Annotated in this window: 17 protein-coding genes; 6 read left to right on the forward strand and 11 right to left on the reverse strand. The window is 71.9% G+C overall.

Going from position 1 to position 20,611, the window contains the following annotated elements; genetic code table 11:
- Positions 1–2: 2 nt before the first annotated feature.
- The gene (locus tag ABD366_RS16815; protein ID WP_324766126.1) at positions 3–620 is read right to left on the reverse strand and encodes an ABC transporter permease; all 618 of its coding nucleotides are present in this window, start codon (positions 618–620) and stop codon (positions 3–5) included.
- A gap of 121 nt (positions 621–741) precedes the next feature.
- On the reverse strand, positions 742–1,794 hold the full coding sequence (locus ABD366_RS16820; protein ID WP_324766127.1) for a medium chain dehydrogenase/reductase family protein: 1,053 nt from the start codon (positions 1,792–1,794) through the stop codon (positions 742–744).
- A 422-nt stretch (positions 1,795–2,216) separates the two neighbouring features.
- On the opposite strand from ABD366_RS16820, the gene ABD366_RS16825 reads away from it, so the two are divergent.
- Complete coding sequence (locus ABD366_RS16825; protein WP_324766128.1) at positions 2,217–2,879, forward strand: TetR/AcrR family transcriptional regulator; 663 nt, start codon at positions 2,217–2,219, stop codon at positions 2,877–2,879.
- Positions 2,880–2,977: 98 nt separating this feature from the next.
- Complete coding sequence (locus ABD366_RS16830) at positions 2,978–4,186, forward strand: phospholipase D-like domain-containing protein (RefSeq protein WP_411293609.1); 1,209 nt, start codon at positions 2,978–2,980, stop codon at positions 4,184–4,186.
- Between the two features lie 64 nt (positions 4,187–4,250).
- On the opposite strand, the gene ABD366_RS16835 is transcribed toward ABD366_RS16830, so the two are convergent.
- Positions 4,251–4,403, reverse strand: coding sequence for a hypothetical protein (locus tag ABD366_RS16835; RefSeq protein WP_324766129.1), 153 nt, complete (start codon positions 4,401–4,403; stop codon positions 4,251–4,253).
- Between ABD366_RS16835 and ABD366_RS16840 the strand changes: the two genes are divergently transcribed.
- From ABD366_RS16840 to ABD366_RS16850, 3 genes are all read left to right on the forward strand, one after another.
- A complete protein-coding gene (locus tag ABD366_RS16840; protein ID WP_324766130.1) occupies positions 4,392–4,919 on the forward strand; it encodes a TetR/AcrR family transcriptional regulator in 528 nt (175 codons plus the stop codon). The genes ABD366_RS16835 and ABD366_RS16840 overlap by 12 nt on opposite strands.
- 64 nt (positions 4,920–4,983) lie before the next feature.
- A complete protein-coding gene (locus ABD366_RS16845) occupies positions 4,984–5,208 on the forward strand; it encodes a hypothetical protein (RefSeq protein ID WP_324766131.1) in 225 nt (74 codons plus the stop codon).
- Positions 5,209–5,314: 106 nt separating this feature from the next.
- A complete protein-coding gene (locus ABD366_RS16850; protein ID WP_324766132.1) occupies positions 5,315–5,995 on the forward strand; it encodes a TetR/AcrR family transcriptional regulator in 681 nt (226 codons plus the stop codon).
- A 24-nt stretch (positions 5,996–6,019) separates the two neighbouring features.
- Here the strand turns inward: ABD366_RS16850 and ABD366_RS16855 are convergent, their stop codons facing one another.
- The 4 genes from ABD366_RS16855 to ABD366_RS16870 form a co-directional block, all read right to left on the reverse strand.
- A complete protein-coding gene (locus ABD366_RS16855) occupies positions 6,020–7,627 on the reverse strand; it encodes an FAD-dependent oxidoreductase (RefSeq protein ID WP_324766133.1) in 1,608 nt (535 codons plus the stop codon).
- 49 nt (positions 7,628–7,676) lie between these two features.
- Positions 7,677–8,645: an AurF N-oxygenase family protein gene (locus tag ABD366_RS16860; protein WP_324766134.1), complete on the reverse strand. Its 969-nt coding sequence runs from the start codon at positions 8,643–8,645 to the stop codon at positions 7,677–7,679.
- A 34-nt stretch (positions 8,646–8,679) separates the two neighbouring features.
- The gene (locus ABD366_RS16865) at positions 8,680–10,176 is read right to left on the reverse strand and encodes a flavin-containing monooxygenase (RefSeq protein WP_324766135.1); all 1,497 of its coding nucleotides are present in this window, start codon (positions 10,174–10,176) and stop codon (positions 8,680–8,682) included.
- Positions 10,177–10,434: 258 nt separating this feature from the next.
- Complete coding sequence (locus ABD366_RS16870) at positions 10,435–11,379, reverse strand: alpha/beta hydrolase family protein (protein WP_324766136.1); 945 nt, start codon at positions 11,377–11,379, stop codon at positions 10,435–10,437.
- 154 nt (positions 11,380–11,533) lie between these two features.
- Between ABD366_RS16870 and ABD366_RS16875 the strand changes: the two genes are divergently transcribed.
- Entirely contained in the window at positions 11,534–11,914 is a 381-nt protein-coding gene (locus tag ABD366_RS16875) for a MerR family transcriptional regulator (protein ID WP_324766137.1), read from the forward strand.
- A gap of 2 nt (positions 11,915–11,916) precedes the next feature.
- On the opposite strand, the gene ccrA is transcribed toward ABD366_RS16875, so the two are convergent.
- The 4 genes from ccrA to ABD366_RS16895 all read right to left on the reverse strand — a co-directional run bounded on the left by ccrA (position 11,917) and on the right by ABD366_RS16895 (position 20,413).
- Positions 11,917–13,218: a crotonyl-CoA carboxylase/reductase gene (ccrA, locus tag ABD366_RS16880; RefSeq protein ID WP_324766138.1), complete on the reverse strand. Its 1,302-nt coding sequence runs from the start codon at positions 13,216–13,218 to the stop codon at positions 11,917–11,919.
- A 76-nt stretch (positions 13,219–13,294) separates the two neighbouring features.
- Complete coding sequence (locus ABD366_RS16885) at positions 13,295–14,326, reverse strand: alpha/beta hydrolase (RefSeq protein ID WP_324766139.1); 1,032 nt, start codon at positions 14,324–14,326, stop codon at positions 13,295–13,297.
- A 28-nt stretch (positions 14,327–14,354) separates the two neighbouring features.
- Positions 14,355–18,710, reverse strand: coding sequence for a beta-ketoacyl synthase N-terminal-like domain-containing protein (locus tag ABD366_RS16890; protein ID WP_344441993.1), 4,356 nt, complete (start codon positions 18,708–18,710; stop codon positions 14,355–14,357).
- Entirely contained in the window at positions 18,707–20,413 is a 1,707-nt protein-coding gene (locus tag ABD366_RS16895; protein ID WP_324766141.1) for a fatty acyl-AMP ligase, read from the reverse strand. The genes ABD366_RS16890 and ABD366_RS16895 overlap by 4 nt, the downstream gene beginning before the upstream one ends.
- Positions 20,414–20,611 lie beyond the last annotated feature (198 nt).

Here is a 20,611-nt window from a genome sequence, read left to right on the forward strand (position 1 = left end):
GGTCACATCCGCGCTCGCAGGCTGACGGCGTTCGGGTTGGGTGCGAGGCGACGGCGTTCGAGGAGGGCCGCGAGGGCGTAGGCGCCGCCGCCGGCGAGGGTGAGGACCCAGTAGAAGGCGGGGTCGCCGAGGAGAAGGGCTCCGGTGGAGGTCAGAGCGAGCCAGGTGCCGAGGGCGTAGTGGAGTGGGTTACGGCGTGCGGCGCCCTCGGCGACGTAGATGAGGCCGACGATGAGTCCCGAGCCGGTGGGCCACAACAGGGTCTGTACGTCGGGGGTGTCGACGGCTGCGGCGAGGCCGGTGATGGCGAGGAAGAGGGCGGCGAAACCGGTGATCCAGGCGGCGCCGAGGAGCTTGCCCGAGAGGATCTCGTCCGGATCCGTCGCCGTGCTCTGGGCGCGCAGGGCGGCGCGGGTGGCCAGCACGGTGCCGGTGGCGAGTCCCGCGCCGAGGAGGGTCATGGGCAGCCAACCGGGCAGGTCGAGCAGAGGTGTGTCGCCCTTGGAAAGGGCGGCGGAACCGTGCCCCAGCACGTAGGCGAGACCGAAGCTGACGTACGTCGAACGGCTGTCGACCTCGCTCGGTGTACACGCCGTATCCGGGCCGGCATCCGATGGCACAACGGCGGCAGTGTCTGTGAGGGACATGGCGGATACCTCCGGGTGAGATGTGCGCGGCGAAACCGGATGAAAGTGGGCCGTGGCGGGAGAAGGGGAGGGAGGAGAGGCCGCACGGCGGGTGTCAGATCTCGGGGACGATGATGACCTTGCCCGCGACGGTGCGGGATTCGGCGAGTCGCAGGGCGGCGACGGTGTCCGTCAGGGCGAACTTCGCGGCGATCTGCGGGACCAGGGTGCCGTCGGCGACCAGGCGCAGGACCTGCGTGAGGTCCTCGGTCAGCCGGCGCTGCCAGGCGGCCCGGCAACGGCGCTTGCCTGCCCAGAAGTTGTAGAAGCCGGCGCTCTTTCCGTTGGGCAGGGCGTTCCACGCGTTGAGGCGGGCGAAGAGCTTGAGGACGGGGAGCTGGGAGTTGCCTTCCTCGTCCTTGGTGGCGGCGGTGCCGTAGGAGACGAGGGTGCCGCCGCGGCGCAGCAGCTGCCAGGAGTCCTCGATGGCCGGGCCTCCGACGTGGTCGAAGACCGCGTCCACGCCGTCCGGGGCGAGTCCGCGGATGCGGGCGTACATGTCCGCGTCGCGGTAGTCGACCGGGGTGGCGCCCAGTTTCCGAAGAGCGTCGTGGTGGCGGGGCGAGGCGGTGCCGATGACGGTGATTCCGGCGTGCGCCGCCAACTGGACGAGGGTGGAGCCCACGCCGCCGTTGGCGCCCAGCACGACGATGGTCTGGCCGGCGCGGGCCTTCGCGGTGCGGTGCAGCATCTGCCACGCGGTGATGCCGTTGACGATGACCGTCTCGGCGGCGGCAGCGTCGACCTCGTCGGGTACGGGCATCAGGTCGGCGGCGTCGACGAGCAGATGGCTGGCCCAGGCGCCGACCTTGGTGACCGCGGCGAACCGGCGCCCGATCAGCGCGCTGTCGGTGTCCGGTCCGACCGCGATGACGGTACCGACCAGGTCGTAGCCGGGCACGAAGGGGAACGGCGGCTGGTCGTAGTACTTGCCGCGGCGCATCTGCTGCTCTGCGAAGCAGACCCCGGTCGCGTCCATCCGCAGGACCACCTGCCCCTTGTCCGGGGCCGCCAGCTCGCGACTGCGCAGATCGAGACCCTCGGGTTCGACCTTGCCGGGCAGGACGATCTCGGTCGCGGTGACAGAGGTCGTGATGGGGCTGCTCATGGCGTTCTCCTTGGGTTATCGGCGTTTGTTTACGCCCGTAAGGCTATAGGCGTTAAGTCAAACCCGGCAAGGGGCTACGGAAATAAACTTACGGCTGTAAACTTCGGAGCGATCGGGCCCCGGCCAAGGAAGGAGCGCCCGCATCGAGCGCGGTCGCTCGGCGTCCAGGAAGGGCGGGAGCGGGTGCTGGACACGAACAGATCCCTTTCGTGAACGGCCCGAACGACCGAGCGACCGGGGCGACCGAGGCGACCGGGCGACCGGACCACTTGATGACTTAGCGACTTAGCGACGTCGAGAGCTGGTCTGCCGGCTGGCGGCGAAGGCCGCCACCGATGACCTGACGACCGTAAGGCTACGCGTGTAAAGCGAGAGCGAGCAAGGGATTACGCCGATAAACTTTTGCGCGTAAGGTTACGAAGATGAACGAGACCGACGTGACGAGTCAGGACCCACCGAAGCGAACCGCGCGCGTACGCAACCGGCGCGGCGAAGGCGGCCGTCTGCGGGAGGACATCGTCGACGCCGCCGCCGCGCTGCTGGACGAGAGCGGCGACGAGCGGGCGATCACCCTGCGGTCGGTCGCCCGCAAGATCGGCATCGCCGCCCCGTCGATCTACCCGCACTTCCCCGACCAGCCGGCCATCATGCTGGCGGTCGTACGACAGGAATTCACCGCTCTCGAAGCGCACTTGCGCGCCGCGGCGGACTCCGCGGGCAGCGATCCGCGCGACCGGCTGTACGCCGTGAGCCGCGCCTATCTCGGCTACGCGCAGGAGCACCCGGCGCGCTACCGCACCATGTTCGGCGGTCTGTGGATGCCGACGCTGGGCGACAGCTCGCTGACCGAGGAGGAACTCACCACCCTCGGCGCGGGCGCCATGCAGCTCCTCGCCGACGCCCTCTCCGACTGTGTCGCCGCCGGGCAGTCCTCGGTCGCCGATCCGCAATTGGACGCCGTCACCCTGTGGGTCTGCCTGCACGGCCTCGCCCACCAGCACGCCGCCACCCGCATCTTCCCCTGGCCCGGGGAGAGCGTCGCCGACGCCATCGTCACGAGAGTGGCCAAGCTGAACGACGTATGACGGGCGGGGCCGCGGCCGGAGCACGGCGCCAGGGTGTGAACGAAACGTGACGGGGCAAGCGGATGCGCGCCAGCATCCGCTCCGACCTGGAGAAACTCATGTCCGTCATCACCGCGGTCCCCGCCCCCGAGCCGACGTCCGAGAGATCGCGTGCCGATGGGTGCCAGCGCCTGCGACGACGTATGGAGCGCCTCATCGGCGTCGCCGCGACCGAGGGAAACCTGCTCATACCGCTGCGCAACGGCGACGAGATCTTCCCCGCCATGCTGAAGGCGATCCGCGAAGCCCGGCACACCGTCGACATGATGACGTTCGTCTACTGGAAGGGCGAGATCGCCCGGGAGTTCGCCCAGGCCCTCGCCGAGCGTGCGCGCGCGGGTGTTCGCGTACGGCTGCTGCTCGACGCGTTCGGCAGCCGCACCATCGAACGGGACCTGCTCGACCTGATGGAGCACGCCGGCGTCGACGTCGCCTGGTTCCGCAAGCCGCTGCTGCTGTCCCCGTTCAAGCAGAACCACCGCTGCCACCGCAAGGTCCTCGTCGTCGACGAGGTGACGGCCTTCACCGGCGGCGTCGGCATCGCCGAGGAGTGGTGCGGCGACGCCCGCGGCCCGCACGAGTGGCGTGACACCCACGTCATGGTGCAGGGCCCGGCCGTCGACGGGATCTGCGCCGCCTTCGCCCAGAACTGGGCGGAGTGCCACGACGAACTCTTCGACGAGCGGGACCGGTTCGTCGAGCACGAGCCGAAGGGCGACGCCGTCGTGCAGGTGGTGCGCGGGTCGGCCAGCATCGGCTGGCAGGACATCCAGACGCTGCTGCGGGTGACGATCGAGTCCGCCGAGCAGCGACTGCGCCTGGCCACCGCCTACTTCTCGCCCGACGACCACTTCGTCGAGCTGCTGTGCGCCGCCGCCCGTCGCGGCGTCGAGGTCGAACTGCTGGTGCCCGGCCCCTACACCGACAAGCAGATCAGCCGGATCGCCGGGCGTCACCACTATCACCGACTCCTTGAGTGCGGAGTGATCGTGCGCGAGTACCAGCGGACCATGCTCCACTGCAAGATCGTCACCGTGGACGGCACCGCCTCACTCATCGGCTCGGCCAATCTCAACCGGCGCTCCCTGGACCACGACGAGGAAGTGATGCTCGCCGTCCTCGACCCGGAGTTCACCGCCACCCTCGACGCGGACTACGAGGCCGACGTCGCGCACAGCGTGACGGTGGATCCCGGCCGCTGGGCGAAGCGTCCTCTGTCGTTCCGTGCCGCGGAGGCGGCCACCCGGACCGTGCAGCACTTCCTGTGACCGGTGGGAGGCCCCGGTCCGCACACGGCGCGCCCCGGCCCGGGGCGGGGGCGCGCCGGCAAGGTCAGGCGCCCTGCCGGAAGTAGTGCCCTTCGTCCAGGTCCGCGAGCAGTCCTGGACGCGTCGGCTCCCAGCCGATGAGCTTCCTGGTCAGTTCGGCGGAAGAGGGCTGGTCCGGAGCGAGGATCGCCGCGAGCCATCCGAAGTGGGGGAACACGTCGTCCGGCGCCACCGATTCGAGCGGACCACGGTCAAGGACATCGCCCAGCGGGCCGAGCTCACCGAGCGGACGTTCTTCCGGCACTTCTCCGACAAGCGGGAGGTGCTCTTCCCCGCCTCCCAGCCGCTGGAGGCGGGACTCGTCGCCGCCCTGGAGGAAGTTCCGGCGGAGCAGGAACCCTTCGCGGCCCTCATGACGGCCCTGGGGGTGCTGCCGAGTGCGCTCGGCGACCGCCGCGAACTGGCCCGGCAGCGCAACGCCATCGTCGCGGCCACCCCGGAGCTCCAGGAGCGTGAGCTCGCCAAGATGGCCTCACTGACCGACGCCCTGGCGCGGGGGCTCGGCCGCCGGGGCGTGGCCGAGTTGCCGGCGCGGCTGGCCGCGGAAACCGCGGCGGCCGTCTTCCGTACGGCCTTCACGCGGTGGATCGCCCCCGACGCGCCGTCCGCGGAGCTGAGCGCGCTCCTCGACGAATCGGCGGCCGAGTTGAAACGGGTCGTCGCCGACGGATGAGTTCGGGTCGCACACAGGCGGCCTAACGAAGTGACGTTTGGGTGCGCGGCGCCGTTGGTGCGGTATGAAGCGAATCACCACGACTGCGGCGCTGACCGGTACCTTCTCCGTGCTGCTCCTGGCAGCGCCCGCCACAGCGGCCGGCCCCCACGACGTCCTCTCCGATCTGGCGTCGGCCGCGGTCTCGTCGTCCACGTGCGGCGAGTACGTCGAAAAGCTGCCCTCCGCGGTCCTGTCCGGCCGCGGCGGGGAGAACTTCTCAGGCCTCTGCGATGTGGTGTCGAGCTGAGCGTCGGCCCCCGGCGCGCAGACCCCGGCAGGCGGCCCCGTCCGGATCCGGCCGCTTGACGCACGACGCTCGCCGTCCGCGTTCGAGTGGCCGATATCCTGGCGGAATGGCGGACAGAACCGGCGGCGAGCCGCAGATCGACGGGCGCTCCACCCGGTGGGACGAGCACAAGGCGCAGCGTCAGGTCGAGTTGGTGGACGCGGCGGTCGCGCTCATCGAGGAAGAGGGCGCGCGCTTTCGGGTGCAGCGGCTCGCGGAGCGTCTGGGTCTGCCGCGGTCGGTGCTGTACCGGCACTTCAAGGACCGCGCGAATCTGGACGAGTTGATCCGCCGGCGGGTGGTGGAGTCGTTCATGCGGCGGATGGAGCCCACGCTCACCTTCGACGGCACGATCGAGGAGGCCGTAGAGCGTGTCGTGGGCGCGCATCTGGACTGGGTGTCCCAGCACCCGCGCCTGTACGCCTACATGGGCGTCGGCGAGCACTCGATGGGTGACGGCTCGCTGGTGGCGGACACCAAGACGGCTATCGCGCTCATGCTGAGCGACCGGTTCGGTGACGTACTCAAGGCACTTGGTACGCCACAGGCTCCGATCCGGTCGGTCGCGATCGGGATCGTGGGGTTCGTGGACACCTCGGTCAACCAGTGGGTGCGTGACCCTCAGCGTGAGCAGTCCGAGGAGGAGTTGCGCGCGATGCTGTGCCGTTCGGTCTGGGCGGTGCTGGACGCGACGCTGCGGGACCTGGGTGTGGAGCTGTCGCCGCAGCAGCGGGTGGCGGATCTGTAGCGGTGCTGGGCCTGCATCCTGAGGTCAGCCGTGTGCCGCCGGGGTGGACAGCGCGGCTCGGTGCAGGGACTCGGTGTCCGTGAACTTGACGCGGGGACGGCCCGCGGCCTCGCCCGCCGCCCGTTCCGCGCGGTCTATCGCGCGCCAGGCGTCCAGGTCCAGGGCGTCCGTCGCCGTGGTGACACCGTGTACCGGCCGGGTGAGGCGGCCGGCGGCGAAGTCGTCCAGGAGGGACTCGACCGTCTCGTGGGCGCAGGTCTTGTTCGTCCCGATGAAGCCGGTCGGCCCGCGCTTGATCCAGCCCGCGACATACACGCCGGGCTCGACCCGGCCGCGCTCGTGGGGGACGGTCGCGCTGTCCTCGTCGAACGGCAGCCCGGGGACGGGCCGGGCACGGTAGCCGACGGAGCGCAGGACGAGGCCGGTCTCCAGGGTCTGCGTATCACCGCACGGCAGGGCGCGGACGGTGCCGTCCTCATCGGTGTGCAGCGTGGTGTCGGTGATCTCCAGAGCCCGTACGGAGCCTTCGCCGATGAGCCGCACCGGGCTGGTCAGGAAGCGCAGCACGATACGGCGCCGGCCCTCGACCGGTGTGCGGGCGGCCAGCCGCGCCAGCAGCCGGGTCTTCTCGGTGGCGTCGGGCTCCAGGTCGTCGGGCCAGCCCTCGACGCGCACGTCCACGTCCTCCAAGGCGGAGAGCGCGAGGAGTTCGGGCACGGTGAACGCCGCCTGGGCGGGTCCGCGCCGGCCCAGGAGGACGACCTCGCGGACCTTGCTGGTGCGCAGCGCGGCGAGCGCCCGGTCGGAGATGTCGGTACGGGCCAGGGTCTCGGGGTCGGCGGTGAGAATGCGGGCTACGTCGAGGGCGACGTTGCCGTTGCCGATGACGACCGCGCGTTCGGTGTCCAGGGAGTGGTCGTCGTGCGCGCGGTCGGGGTGGCCGTTGTACCAGGCGACGAAGTCCGTCGCGGAGACGCTGCCCCGCAGGTCCTCGCCCTCGATGCCGAGGCGCTTGTCGGTCGCGGCGCCGACGGCGTAGATCACCGCGTGGTACTCGCGCAGGAGGTCGGTGTGGGTGAGGTGGGTGCCGACCTCGACGCCGAGGCGGTAGCTGAAGCCGGGCTGGGACTCGATGGTCCTGAACAGCTGGGTGACCTGCTTGGTGTCCTGGTGGTCCGGCGCGACGCCGGCCCGTGCGAGACCGTACGGTGTCGGAAGCCGGTCGTGGACGGTGACGCGCACGCCCGGGTGGCGCAGCAACTCGTCGGCGGCGAACAGGCCGGCGGGGCCCGCGCCGACGACGGCTACGGACAACTCGCCGGTCGGGAGCGCTCGTTGGGGCGGCACGACATACATGGGCGTGCGATCGGCGTGCGGGTTCTCCTTGTAGTAGCCGGCGTTCAGCTCCAGGAACGGCAACTCCCCCGCGCCGAGCGCTGTGTGCGGCTTGAGCGCGTCGACGGGGCAGGCCGTCGTGCAGGCGCCGCAGTCCACGCAGGTGCGCGGATCGACGTACAGCATCTCTGCGGTCCCGAAGCCGGGCTCCCCCGGTGCGGGGTGGATGCAGTTGACCGGACAGGCCAGCACGCAGGAGGCGTCGGCGCAGCAGGATCGGGTGACGACGTACGGCACGGCGGGCTGGTCTCCGTTCGGGGACGTTCAAGGGGGGAGCGAGCGGCTCTCAGTCGGTGTGCAGGGCGGGCTCGCCGCGGAAGCGTGCCGGGCGGCCGCTGATGCGCAGCGCCTTCCACAGCGGGCGGGACACCTTGTTCATCAGGCCGATGTCCTCGGCGAGCATCCGTACGTCGGAGAAGAGGTCGTGGAGCATCTTCCGGCCGGCCTCGGACTTCCAGAAGACGTCCTTGACCACCCAGGCCGGGATGCCGACCTGCGCGGCGGACTTGCGGTCGGGGATCATGATGACGTCGCACAGGATCCGCATGATCAGCGGGAAGAGGACGGACAGGGCGCCGCGCCGGGTCTTGCCGAAGTGCGGGACGCGCAGGCGCAGGAACTCGTGGGCGAAGGAGATGTGCCGGGCCTCTTCGGCGATGTGGATCTGCATGATCCGCTGCGGCAGGGGGTGTACCGGCTCCCCGCTGCGCAGGGCTCCCTTCTGCAGGTGGTCGATGGGCTCCTCGCCGGCCAGGATGCCGGTGAAGAACGCCTCGGGGTAGAGGGAGCCGAACACCGGCAGGACCCGGCTGACCTGGCGGAACCAGCGTTTTCCGCCGGCGGTGTCCACGCCGGTGCGGTTCACCAGCTCCTGGAACATCTGGGTGTGGTGGGTCTCCTCGGTGATCTCGTGGGTGAGATACCTGAACTCCTCGTCCTGGTTGCCCAGGTGGTGGATGTAGTCCAGCGCCCCGCGCATGAGGAGGTTCTCGAACTGCATCCCCACCTTGGCGATGACCGCCCAGCGCCAGATCCCGATGCGGATCCGGTCCTCGAGCGGCTGCTCCTGGTACCAGGGGTGGGCGCCGAGGGCGTCGGCGCTGGTGAGCACCCACCGCGGGTCGGTGTCGTCCACGGCGAACTCGGGGTCGTCCCACTTGATGTCGATGAAGGCGTTGAAGTTGACGTTCACGGAGCCCTCCGACAGCGTCCGCAGGCGCTCGTCGTAGACCTTCCTGGTCAGGTTCGCGGTCATCTTCGTCCTCGGTTCCTGTTGTACGGCCGAACGGTCAGGCGGCGCGGGTCGGTGAGGTCTGCGGCGTGCCCGCCTTGTCGAAGCGCAGGGGGCTGTCGTCGAGGGGGGCGTCCTGGAGCAGGGCGCGGTCGCGGTAGTAGTTGTTCCACAGCCGCCACGGGTCGCGGGTGCCCTGGCGCGGCATGACCTCGTTGGCCCGGGCGATGTAGCCGGATGTCAGCGCCTCGCCCATGACGGAGAACTCCGAGCGGTCGTCCCCGGAGGCCACCGGCGTCGCGATGTCGTGCCCGTGGCGCCGCATGTGGGCGAGCAGGCGGGCGGTGTAAGCGGCCGCCAGGTCCGCCTTCAGGGTCCAGGACGCGTTGGTGTAGCCGATGACGAGGGACATGTTGGGGACGCCCTCGAGCAGGACGGCCTTGTACAGGACCCGGTCCTTGACGTCGACCGGCTCGCCGTCGACGGTCAGCGCCATGCCGCCCATGAGGCGGACGCTCAGGCCCGTGGCGGTGACGACGATGTCGGCCTTCAGCTCCTCGCCGGACTTCAGGCGGATGCCGTCGGCGGTGAAGGTGTCGATGTGGTCGGTGGCGATCGAGGCCTTGCCGCTCTTGAGCACCTTGAACAGGTCGCCGCCGGGGACGACGCACAGCCGCTGGTCCCAGGGCTTGTACTTCGGGCTGAAGTGGCGCATGTCGACGCTCTTGCCGGCCTGCGCCCGCACCAGGCCGAGGAGCACCTTGCGGGCGAGGCGGGGGTACTTGCGGCAGAAGGCGTAACTCCCGCGCTGCAGGGCGATGTTGCGGGCGCGGACGACCTTGTACGTGAACCGGGCGGGGGCGCGCAGCTTCTGCAGGACGGCGGTGAGCGGGTCGACCTCGGGCAGCGCGAGGATGTAGGTGGGCGAGCGCTGGAGCATGGTGATGTGCGCGGCGGTGTCCGCCATCGCGGGCAGCAGGGTGATGGCGGTGGCGCCGGAGCCGATGACGACGACGCGCTTGCCGGTGTGGTCGAGGTCCTCGGGCCAGTGCTGCGGATGGACCAGGGTGCCCTGGAAGTCGGTCTCGCCGGGGAACTGCGGGCGGTAGGGGTTGTCGTAGTCGTAGTAGCCGGTCGCGCCGACGAGGTAGCCCGCGCTGTACGACTCGCGCCCGCCGGTGTTCTCGTCCTCGACCTCGACGGTCCAGCGGCCGGTGTCGTGCGAGAAGTCGGCGCTGATCGCCTTGCGGCCGAAGCGGATGCGCTCCAGTACGCCGTGGTCGGCCGCGGCGTCCTCGACGTACTGGCGGATCTTCGCCCCTTCGGCGAGGATGCGCTTGTCGCGCCACGGGCGGAAGCCGAATCCGAAGGTGGGCATGTCGGAGTCGGAGCGGATACCGGGGTAGCGGAAGAGGTCCCAGGTGCCGCCGACGCGGGCGCGGCGTTCGAGCACGACGAGTGAAGCGCCGGGGTTGTCACGCAGGACGTGGCTCGCGGCACTGACACCGGATATTCCGGCGCCGATGACCAGGACGTCGACGTGCTGTTGCTCCATCGCGGAGGGTCCTCACTTCGCTCGCGGGGCCCCAGGAGAGGCAGGGGCGGAGGGTCGCCGCCGCCTCTCCGGGCGCCGGCAGTTGCTCAGACACGTGGTTCCACATCTGCGTGTTACGGCAACTTACCTGCGACACCGTGTTTCAGATACCTCCGGTAACATGATGTAGGTCACATTTAAATGGGCCGAAAAAGGACTGGTATTCACAGATGGCACGGATACCGATTGAGCCGACAGCGGTGGAGAGACGTCTGACGGTCACTTGGATTCGAGCCGGCCCAGCGGGTGGGCGTCCCCTGCGAGGGCTGCGCGCGCCGCCGCCCACGCGGTGCTGTCGATGCCGAGTGCGTGGCGGAGGTAGGCCCAGGTGACCCGCTGGACGAGGGCGACCCGCGCGGGGTTCTCGTCGGTGGTCTCCTTGGCCTCGTACCCCGCGATGCCGCCGAGCGAGTGCTCGGCCCCGAACAGCGTGAGCAGGCTCTTCTCACCGGGGCTCAGGACATACGGGTCGGCCGTCCACTCGGGCCCCCGCACGCTCAGCGGCAGATCGTCCCGGTCCCCCATGACGACCAGGGCCGGGGTGGTCATGTGCGCGAAGTCCGGGTTCATGAAGGGGAAGTGCTCGGCCGCGAACGGCGTCAGGTCGGCGCCGCCGCGGCCGGCCGTGGCGAGCAGCACACCCGCCGTGACCCGCGGATCGGACAGATCCGGCGCCCCCTCCCCCGCCGGGTCCAGGACGCGCAGGCCCAGCAGGTTGCCCGCCGTCTGGCCGCCGAAGGAGTGTCCGGCGGCGGCGATCCGGCTCCGGTCGAGGCGGCCGGCGAGCCCGGGGACGGCGGCCTCCAGCGTGTCGAGTTCGTCGAGGACACGCACCATGTCCTCGACCCGGAAGCGCCAGATCCGGGGCGTACGGGAATCGTCCGCAGGCAGGCCCACGGTCCTGGAGTCGAGGTGGGTGGGCTGGATCACCACGAAGCCGTGGGCGGCCCAGAAGTCGGCCAGCGGACCGTAGCCCTCCAGCGACGAACCGAAGCCGTGCGCGAGCAGGACGATCGGCAGCTCGTTTCCGGCCACGGGCGCGGACACGCGTACGTGCAGATCGGTGCCGCGTTCCGGAGCGGGCAGCACGATCGGCTTCACGGAGACGACGGGGGTGGCGGTGGTGAGGGGGATGCCGGACGGGGTGATGACAGGTGTGGGCACGGGAAGGCTCTGTTCTCTGGCGGGGAGTGGGGCTGTGGGCCGAGGTGCGGCCCGCCCGCCGTACGCTAGAACCTGACGCCGACGTCAGAGGCAAGGTGTCGCGGCAGAGGGTGTGACCCGGCGGCGCATGCCGGGCTCACAAAGGAGGCGCGGGATGCGTATCGGCGAGCTCGCCACCCGGTCCGGGGTCAGCGTCCGGGCGCTGCGCTACTACGAGGAGCAGCACCTGCTGTCCGCGGAACGCAGCCCCAGCGGCCAGCGGCACTTCCCGGAGAGCGCCGTCGACCGCGTCGAGCTGATCCAGCGGCTCTACACCGCCGGCCTGTCGAGCCGCACCATCGTCGACCTGCTGCCGTGCGTCGTCGACGGCGACGCCACCCCGGAACTCCTCGACCGGCTCGCCGTGGAACGGGACCGCGTCGACCGTCAGATCGCCGACCTGGCCGCCACCCGCGGCCGGCTCGACTCCGTCATCACCGGTGCCGCCGAGAACCTGCGCACGGGCCGGTCCTGCCGCGAGGCGGCCACCGGCTGACCTCACCCCATGAGCGACCGCCGGGTGCCGGGGTCGGACACGCCGAGACCCGTCTGCGGCGCGAGGGCGAGGACGCCCACCTTCCCCGTGTGCAGGCCCCGCTGGACCAGGCGCGCGGCCTCTCCCGTCTCCTCCAGCGGATACGTCACCGAGAGCGCGGGACGCAGCCGACCGATCTCCAACAGGCGCTGCATGGCGGACAGTTCGGCGAGGTTGACACCGTGGCTGCCGATGACGCGCTTGAGCCGCATCCATAAGTAGCGGTTGTCGAACTCGTGCTGGTAGCCGGTGGTCGAGCCGCAGGTCACGACGGTGCCGCCGCGCCCCACCACGTACACGGACACACCGAACGTGGCCCGCCCCACGTGCTCGAACACGATGTGCGGGTCCGCGCCGACGGCCGCCCTGATCAGTTTGCCGAGCCGGCGCCCCGGGACCGCCGGATCCTCGGGCACCCCTCCGTCCAGGCCGATCTCGCGCCGGTCGATGACGGCGTGGCACCCGAACTCCCGTGCCGCGCGCGCCTTCTCCTCGCTGCCGACCACACCGACCGCGATCCCACCGCCGCTGCGCACCAGTTGTGCCGCGTACGCGCCGAGGCCGCCCGCGGCTCCCCAGATCAGCACGACGTCGCCCTGCTTCATACGGGCGCCCCGCTCGCCGACCAGCATCCGGTACGCGGTGCCCGCGCACAGGGGGTTGCTCGCCGCCTCCTCCCACGTCAAGTGGGCTGGTTTGGGCAGGAGTTGGCTGGCGCGGGCGACGCAGTAGTGGGCGAGGCCGCCGAAGTTCGTCTCGAACCCCCAGGCCAGCTGGGACGGGCTCATCATGCCGTCCGCGTGCGTCGCCGGGTCCTCGTCGTCGACGTACACGGGCGAGACCACGACCCGGTCGCCGATCCGCCAGCGCCGTACGCCGGCGCCCGCCCGCACGACGACGCCGGCCGCGTCCGAGCCGATGACGTGCTGCGGGGCGTCGTGCCGCGCCGCCCAGCCGCCGTCGCCGCCGAACTTCCGCAGGAAGGAGAAGGTCGGCACCGGCTCGAACATCGCCGACCACACGGTGTTGTGGTTGATGCCGCTCGCGAGGACCGCGACGAGGACCTCGTCCGGGGCGAGCTCGGGCATCGGCACCCGGCCGACGTGGATCGACTTGCGTACGTCCTTGTCGTCGACGCCGCTGAAGGTGTCCTGGTCCTCGGCGCGCAGATGCGCCGCCAAGTAGGTGGCGGGGACGGGCAGTTCGGCGAGAGCGGTGGCGGGGGCGTCGGCCACCACGGCAGCGGCGAGGGGATCGGCTTCCATGGCGTTCCTTCCGAGCGTGAGGGGACGGAGCTTCGGGGACGTGCTTGCGGGGACGGGACTTGGGGGCTGGGGGTGGTCAGTTCGTGGGGAGTCCGAGTCCTGCGGCGAGCGTCGGCCAGGATGTCTTGAACTCGCCCTGCCAGGAGGACCAGGCGTGCGACCCGCCCTGGTAGAGATGCGTCTGCGCGGGCACGCCGAGGGCGGCGAGGCGGTCGGTGAACCTGCGTGCCTGCCCGTACAACGTGCCCTCCAGGATCGCGCCTTGGAGGTTGCCGAAGTCGGTACTGGGAATGCCGCTGCCCTGCGAGACGTACAGGCGGGTGCCCTTGAGGTGCTCGGCGAGGGCGTACGGATTGTGCGCGGTCCAGTTCGCGCGCTGCAGGAGAGGGTCGCCCCACAGCAGGGCGGGCAGTTGGAGCTCCCGCGCGACGATCGCGTTGACGACGGTGACCATGCCCACCGCCCTCGTGTCGAGGACTCCGCTATACGACGCCGCGGCGGCGAAGGTGCCGGGCCTGCGCGCGGCGAACGCGAGCGCGCCGTAGCCGCCCGTGGACACCCCGGCGACGGCCCGCCGCTCCCCCGCGTGGAACTCCTCGCGCAGCAGCCCCATCACCTCGTCCACCTGGAACGTCTCGTAGTCGGGTGTGCGGCGGCCGAAGTTCCACCAGTCCGTGGGGATGCCGGTGGCGCCCGCCGACGGCATGACGGTGATGACGTCCTGCCCGGCGAGGAAGGACTCGACGTCCGTCTCGCGGGTCCAGGACGTGTAGTCGTCGTGGGCGCCCTGGAGGAGATAGAGCACGGGGCGTTCGCGGCCTGGCGCCTGGGCGTACGAGGTGGGGAGCAGGACGCGGACCGGGACGTCGGCGCCCACGGCCGGGGACCGTACCGTGAGATCGACGGTCCGCTCGTCGAGCCATTTCCGGGCGATGATCTGAGCCCCGTCCTCGGCGACCACGGCCTGCCCCGAGCGGGACGTGGCGGGGGCGCCCTGTGCGGGGGCCGTCCCGAGCGCGCCGCCGGTGGCGAGGAGCGCGGCGGTGGCGGTGCAGGCGGCGAGGCGGGTGCGGGCGGCAGATCTGCGGTGGCGGCGGCGTCCGGGCATGGGGGCTCCAGGGGCTGGTCGGCAGTGCTCAGTTGGGGGCAAGTGCGCGCGTCAGTTCGTCGGTCAGGACGTCCACCACCGGAGGGTCGAGCAGGGCCAGGTGGTGGCCGGGGAGCGGGGTCACCGTGAGGTCGGTGCAGTGCGCGTCCCAGCCGAGGGCCGCGTCGGTGCGCTCGTAGCGGAGGTCGCGGACCGTGTGGGGCGCCGGTCGCGTGGCCCGGTAGAGAAGGGTCCGGCCGTCGTAGGGGCCGGGTGTGTGGCGTTCCCCGCTGCGCAGGTCCAGGTAGGAGGTGCGCTGGTGGGCCAGGACCGCGGTGGGCAGATCGACGGCCTGCTCAAGGAGCTTGACGACGAGGTCGATCTGGGCGCTGTCGTCCATTCCGCCCAGTTCCTCGTAGGGCAGCGGCAGTTCGGCCCCGTACGTGGTCCGGATGTACGTGGCGAAGTCCGTGAAGCGGCGCCGCGCCTCGGCGGCCGGGCTGTCCGCGGGCGGGGCCGGCAGCGGGAGCACCGAGTCGATGAGGACGAGCGCGGCGACCTTCCCGTGCGGGGTCAGCAGCCGCGCCGCTTCCTGCGCGACGAGCCCGCCGTACGACCAGCCGCCCAGCACCCAGGGCCCCTCGGGCCGCAGCCGGCGGATGCGGTGGGCGAACTCGGCGGCGCGGCCGGGCACGTTGTCCGGCCGCTCGATCCGGTCGAAGCCGAACACCGGCCTGGAGCCGTCGAATTGAGCGGCCAGGCGCCCGTACACGTCGGACGAGCCACCGGCGGCGTGCGCGAGGAACAGCGGGGTGTGCGGGCCGTCACCGGGGAACGAGCGCAGGACTCCCGGCGTGCCGGAGCTTGGCTGGGCGGGGTGCGGGAGGGAGGGGCGGGCCGGCGCGGGTATATCGCTCGCGCCGCCTGCACCACGTGCACCACTTGAACCGCTTGCACCACCTGCACCACCTGCACCACCTGCACCAGTCAACCCAGCAGCACCGCCCGCACCGTCGACGAGCCGCGCCACCCCCCGCAGCGTCCCCTGCCGCAACAGCACGCCCGGCTCCAGTGCGACGCCGAACTCCTCTTCCACGGCTGTCCGGATGCGGACCGCGGTGAGGGAGTCGAGGCCGAGGTCCGTCAGCGGGACGTCCGGGTCGAGCCGGTCGGGGCCGAAGCCCATGACGCCCGCCACCACGGCCCGCAACCGGTCAAGCGGCGTGGTGGCCACCGTGGCCGGCGCCGCCTCCAGGGGCGGTGCCTCGGGTGTCTCGCCCACCCAGAAGCGGCGGTGCTGCCACGGGGGCGAAGGAATGTCCACGATTCGGCCGCCGCGATGCAGCGTCTCGCGCGCGGCGGGCATCCGCACTCCGTGCACCAGGAGCGAGGCGAGCGACGAGCGGAACGTCAGCGCGTCGTCGGTGCCGCGCCGCAGCGTCGGCAGTATCAGCGGACGGTCCGCCCCGGCCTCCTCCAGCGTCCGGGTGAGCGGGTGCAGCTGTGTCGCGTGCGGGGCGACTTCGACGAAGACGCGGTGTCCGTCCTCGGCCGCCGCCCGCACCGCCTGCTCGAACCGGACGGGGCGGCGCACATTGGCCAGCCAGTACTCCGTGTCGTACGGATCGCCGGCCCGCGGGTCGTCGAGGACCGTCGAGTAGCGCCGGCACCCGGGCTGCGCGTGCCGCACCGCGCCGAGCTCCCACGCGAACTCCTCGAGCAGTGGCTCGACGTCCGGCGAGTGGCCCGCCGCGGTCACCGGCATGGCCCGCGCGAAGCCGCCGTCGGCGGTGACCCGGGCGACGAGTGCCTCCACGTCGGCGGTCGAGCCTGTCACCACGCACTGCGCGGGCGAGGCGTGCACCGCGACGTTCAGCGACCGCAACTGCCGCGCCAGCACGGTGATTTCAGCGGCCGGGAGGTCGACGACGGCCATCATGCCGCCGCTCAGCGTGGCCAGGAGACGCGAGCGCACCGCGACGATGCGTGCCCCGGTCGACGGGTCCAGGGCGCCCGTCGCGACGGCCGCCGCGATCTCGCCCAGCGAATGCCCGATGACCGCCGAGGGCTCCACGCCGTAGGACCGACACAGTTCGGCGAGCGCGACCTGAAGGCCGTACAGGACCGGCATGACGACGGTGAGGGAGGACAGGTCGGCGCCGGGCTCGGTGGCGGCGCGCAGCGAGATGCCGGCGTGTTCGCGCAGCACGGGTTCGAGCCGGTCGACGGTGGCCGCGAACACCGGTTCCGTGGCGAGGAGTTCGCGTCCCATGCCGGGCCACTGCGACCCGTATCCGGAGAAGACCCAGACGGGTCCGGGCGCGCCGGTGGTGAGCGGGGCCCGGTCGGCGGTGACCAGGTGGGCGTCCGGCGCGCCCGCGGCGAGGCGGTGCAGGGCGGTCGTCGCGGAGGTCAGGTCGCGGCTGACGACTGCGGCGCGTCGGCGGCCACGACCGGTCCGGCCCGCCGAGGTCCGTGCCAGGTCGGCCAGGTGTACGCGGCGCCCCGCCGGCGAGTCGAGCCAGTGGGCCAGCGTGCCCGCCTGGGCACGGAGCCGGGCGTCGGTGGGCGCGTCGAGCAGGATCACCGAGGGCTGGGTCGTGCCGACCGTTGGAAGGGTGGGGACCGGAGGGGTGGGGACCGGAGGGGTGGGGACCGGAGGGGTGGGGACCGGAGGGGTGGGGGCCGGAGGGGTGAGGACCGGAGGGGTGGGGACCGGCGTCCGGTACTCGGTGAGCGCTACGTGCGCGTTCGTGCCGCCGAAGCCGAACGCCGAGACGCCCGCCGTCGCCGCTCCCGAATAGCGCGGCCACGGCTCGGGGTCGGTGACGACGCGCAGGCCGAGGGCGTCGAGGTCGACGTGCGGGCTCGGCTCGGTGAAGTGGAGTTGGGGCGGCAGCTCGTCGTGGTGCAGCGCGAGGACCGTCTTGATGAGTCCGGCGATCCCGGCGGCCGCTTCCAGGTGACCGAGGTTCGTCTTCGCCGAGCCGATCAGCAGGGGTTGTTCGGGGACGCGGCCGCGGCCCAGCACGGCGCCGAGCGCGCCCGCCTCCACGGGGTCGCCGAGCGGGGTGCCGGTACCGTGCGCCTCTACATAGTCCAGCAACTGTCCGCCCGTATTGTGCACTTGAGACAGGAGAGCGCGCTGCGCGGACGCGTTGGGCGCGGTGAGTCCGTTCGAGCGGCCGTCGGAGTTCACGGCCGTACCTGTGACGACCGCGAGTACGCGGTCGCCGTCGCGCTCGGCGTCCGTGAGCCGTTTGAGGACGACGACGCCACAGCCCTCGCCGCGCACCATGCCGTCGGCCGCCGCGTCGAACGCCTTGCACCGCCCGTCCGCGGCCAGCGCGCCCGCCCGCTGGAAACCCAGCGTCACGGCGGGAGAGAGCAGCACGTTGACGCCCGCGGCGAGGGCCACGTCGGACGTGCCGTCCGCCAGGCTGCGTACCGCGTGATCCACGGCCACCAGCGACGACGAGCAGGCCGTGTCCACCGCGAGGCTCGGGCCGCGCAGGTCGAACGTGTACGAGAGGCGGCCCGCGGCGATGCTCAGCGCTCCCCCGGGCGCGGTCCACGGGGTCACCGCTTCCGGGCGCGCGGCGGTGAGATGGGCGTACTCGGTGCCGCTGATGCCGACGAACACGCCCGTCCGTGTCCCCGCGAGGGAGGGCGCGGGCAGCGCGGCGTGGTCCAGTGCCTCCCGCACCACCTCCAGGAGCAGCCGCTGCTGCGGGTCGAGGGCGACGGCCTCATCGGCGGCGATGCCGAAGAACTCGGCGTCGAAGTCGGCGAGGCCGTCCAGGAAGGCGCCGTGCCGGCTGAGGTCGGCGGGCAGCACGGATCCGGGCGGCACGAACTGTTCCCAGCGTCCCTGCGGCACCTTCCCGACGGCGTCGCGCCCTTCGGTGAGCAGCTGCCAGTACGCGGCCGGGGAGTCGGCCCCGCCGGGGAAGCGGCAGCCGATCCCGATCACGGCGACAGCGCAACTCCCTTTCGCTGTAAGGGAATTGATTGGCGCGGGCAAAGAATCCTCGCCGGTCGTGGTGAGCGCCGCCACGAGCGCGCCCGGGGTCGGTGTCTCCCACAGCAGTGTCGCGGGCAGCCTGCGTCCCGTGACCTCGCCGAGGAGCGCCGTCAGCGCGACGGCGTCCCGCGAGGTGAGGCCCAGTTCGGCGAGCGGCCGGTCGTCGGTCACCTCGTCGCGCGGCACCCCGTACCACTCGCCGAGCCGCTCGACGAGCACCTCACGGACGCGCTGCGCGGCGCTCGTCCCCACGCCTTCGCTCTCCTCACCGACGCCCTGCGCGGCGCTCGTCCCCGTCCCTTCGCTTTCCTCACGGACGCCCTGCGCGGTGCTCGTCCCCGTCCCTTCGCTCTCTTCACGCACGTGCTGGGCGGCGCTCATCCCAGCGCCTCCGCGTGCAGCGCGCCGGACAGGAACCGCTCCCGGCATGCCGCGCGCGCCACCTTTCCGCTCGACGTCCGCGGCACCGTTCCCGCCGGTACCAGGAGCAGTACGGCCAGGCGCAGTCCGTGCCCGGTGGCGATCGCCGCACGCGCGGCGTTCACGGCGTCGCCCACCGCCGTCGCGTCGGGCGCGGCGCCACGCCGTGTCTCGGCCACCACCACGAGCTCCTCGCCCTCCGTCCCGTCGTCGCCCGGTACGAGGAACGCGGCGAGGCGGTCTCTGCGGACCGCGTCCACCACCGACTGCACGGTCTCCTCGACATCCTGCGGATAGTGATTGCGGCCGTCGACGACGATCAGATCCTTCAGCCGCCCGGCCACCAGGAGCCGCCCGCCGTGCAGCGCGCCCAGGTCGCCGGTGCGCAGCCATCCGTCACGGAACGTCTCGGCGGTGCGCTCGGGCTGCTTCCAGTACCCGGCGCCGACATTCGGTCCGCGCACCTGGATCTCGCCGACCCGCCCCTCATCGAGCACGGTCCCTGTCTCCGGGGCGGCGATCCGTACCTCCTGCCCGACCGGGCGCCCGCAGTCGGCGAGGCGTGCCGCCGCGACTGGGCGCTCCTCGATCCGGCCCGCCGCGAGGGCTGCGGCGTCGCACTCCACGGTCGTCGGCGGCCGGTCGCGCGGGTCGGCCGTCACGAACACGGTGGCCTCGGCGAGCCCGTAGGCCGGACACAGCGCCTTCGGGGCGAGCCCGGACCCGCCGAAGGTGTCCAGGAACCGCTCCAGCGTGCCGGGCCGCACCGGCTCGCTGCCGTTGAGCAGCGCCGCCACCCGGTCGAGACGCAGCCCCGCCGCCTCGTCCGCGCCGACGCGCGTGACGCAGTAGTCGTAGGCGAAGTTCGGCGCCGCGCTGATCGTCCCCGGGTAACCGCCGAGCAGCCGCAGCCAGCGCACCGGCCGCTCCAGGAACGCCACGGGGTCGAGCAGCACGGACGCGTACCCCGCGCAGACCGGTGTGGCGATGCTCAGCACGAGCCCCATGTCGTGGAAGAGGGGCAGCCAGCCCACCGACGTGTTCCGGCCGGGCGCGATGTCGAACGCGGTGACGGCCTGCCGCGCGTTGGCGACGACGTTCGCGTGGGTCACCATCACCCCGGACGGGCTGCGGGTGGAGCCCGACGTGTACTGGAGGTACGCCACGTCGTCCGGCGCGGGCCGGGGCAGCTCCGTGGCGGGCGCTTCCTGCGGCGGCACGTCCACCGCGAGTACGGGCAGCAGGCCGCCCGTGAACGCCTCCACCGACGCCCGGGACGCCGTGTCCGACAGCAGGCAGGACGGCTCGCAGTCGTCCAGTACCGCCCTCAACCGCCCTTCGTGGCCCGGCAGTTCCGGCGTGAACAGCGGCACCGCGATCACCCCGGCGTACAGACAGCCGAGGAACGCCACCACATAGTCCAGACCCTGCGGCAGCAGCAGGACGACCCGGTCGCCGGGCCGTACCGTGCGCACCAGCTGCCCGGCGACCGCGCGGGCCCGCGCGTCGAGACCGCGCCAGCCCAGGGTGCGGTGCAGGCCGGGAGAGTGCGGTTCGGGAAAGTCGACGAACGTGAAGGCCCGCTGGTGGGCGCGTTCGCCGGCCCACTGCCGCAGCAGGTCGGTCAGCAGCGGCGCGTGCTCGGGCGTCGTCGTCTCGGTCATCTCGGCGGCTCCCTGTACGACGGAGGGGGGTGACGGGCGGTGCGGCTGAGGCCTTAGGTTCCGCCGCCGTGGGACACCTGAGAAAGACGAGGCGCTGACAGTTCGTCCGGGGCGGACTATCAGCGCGGTGACAACGCGCCCGGCCGCAATCGGCAGTCGGCACAGCAGAGCCCGCACCGGCCGCGCACCCACAATCCG

Source organism: Streptomyces kunmingensis, from assembly GCF_039533535.1.
Taxonomy (GTDB): Bacteria; Actinomycetota; Actinomycetes; order Streptomycetales; family Streptomycetaceae; genus Streptomyces; species Streptomyces kunmingensis.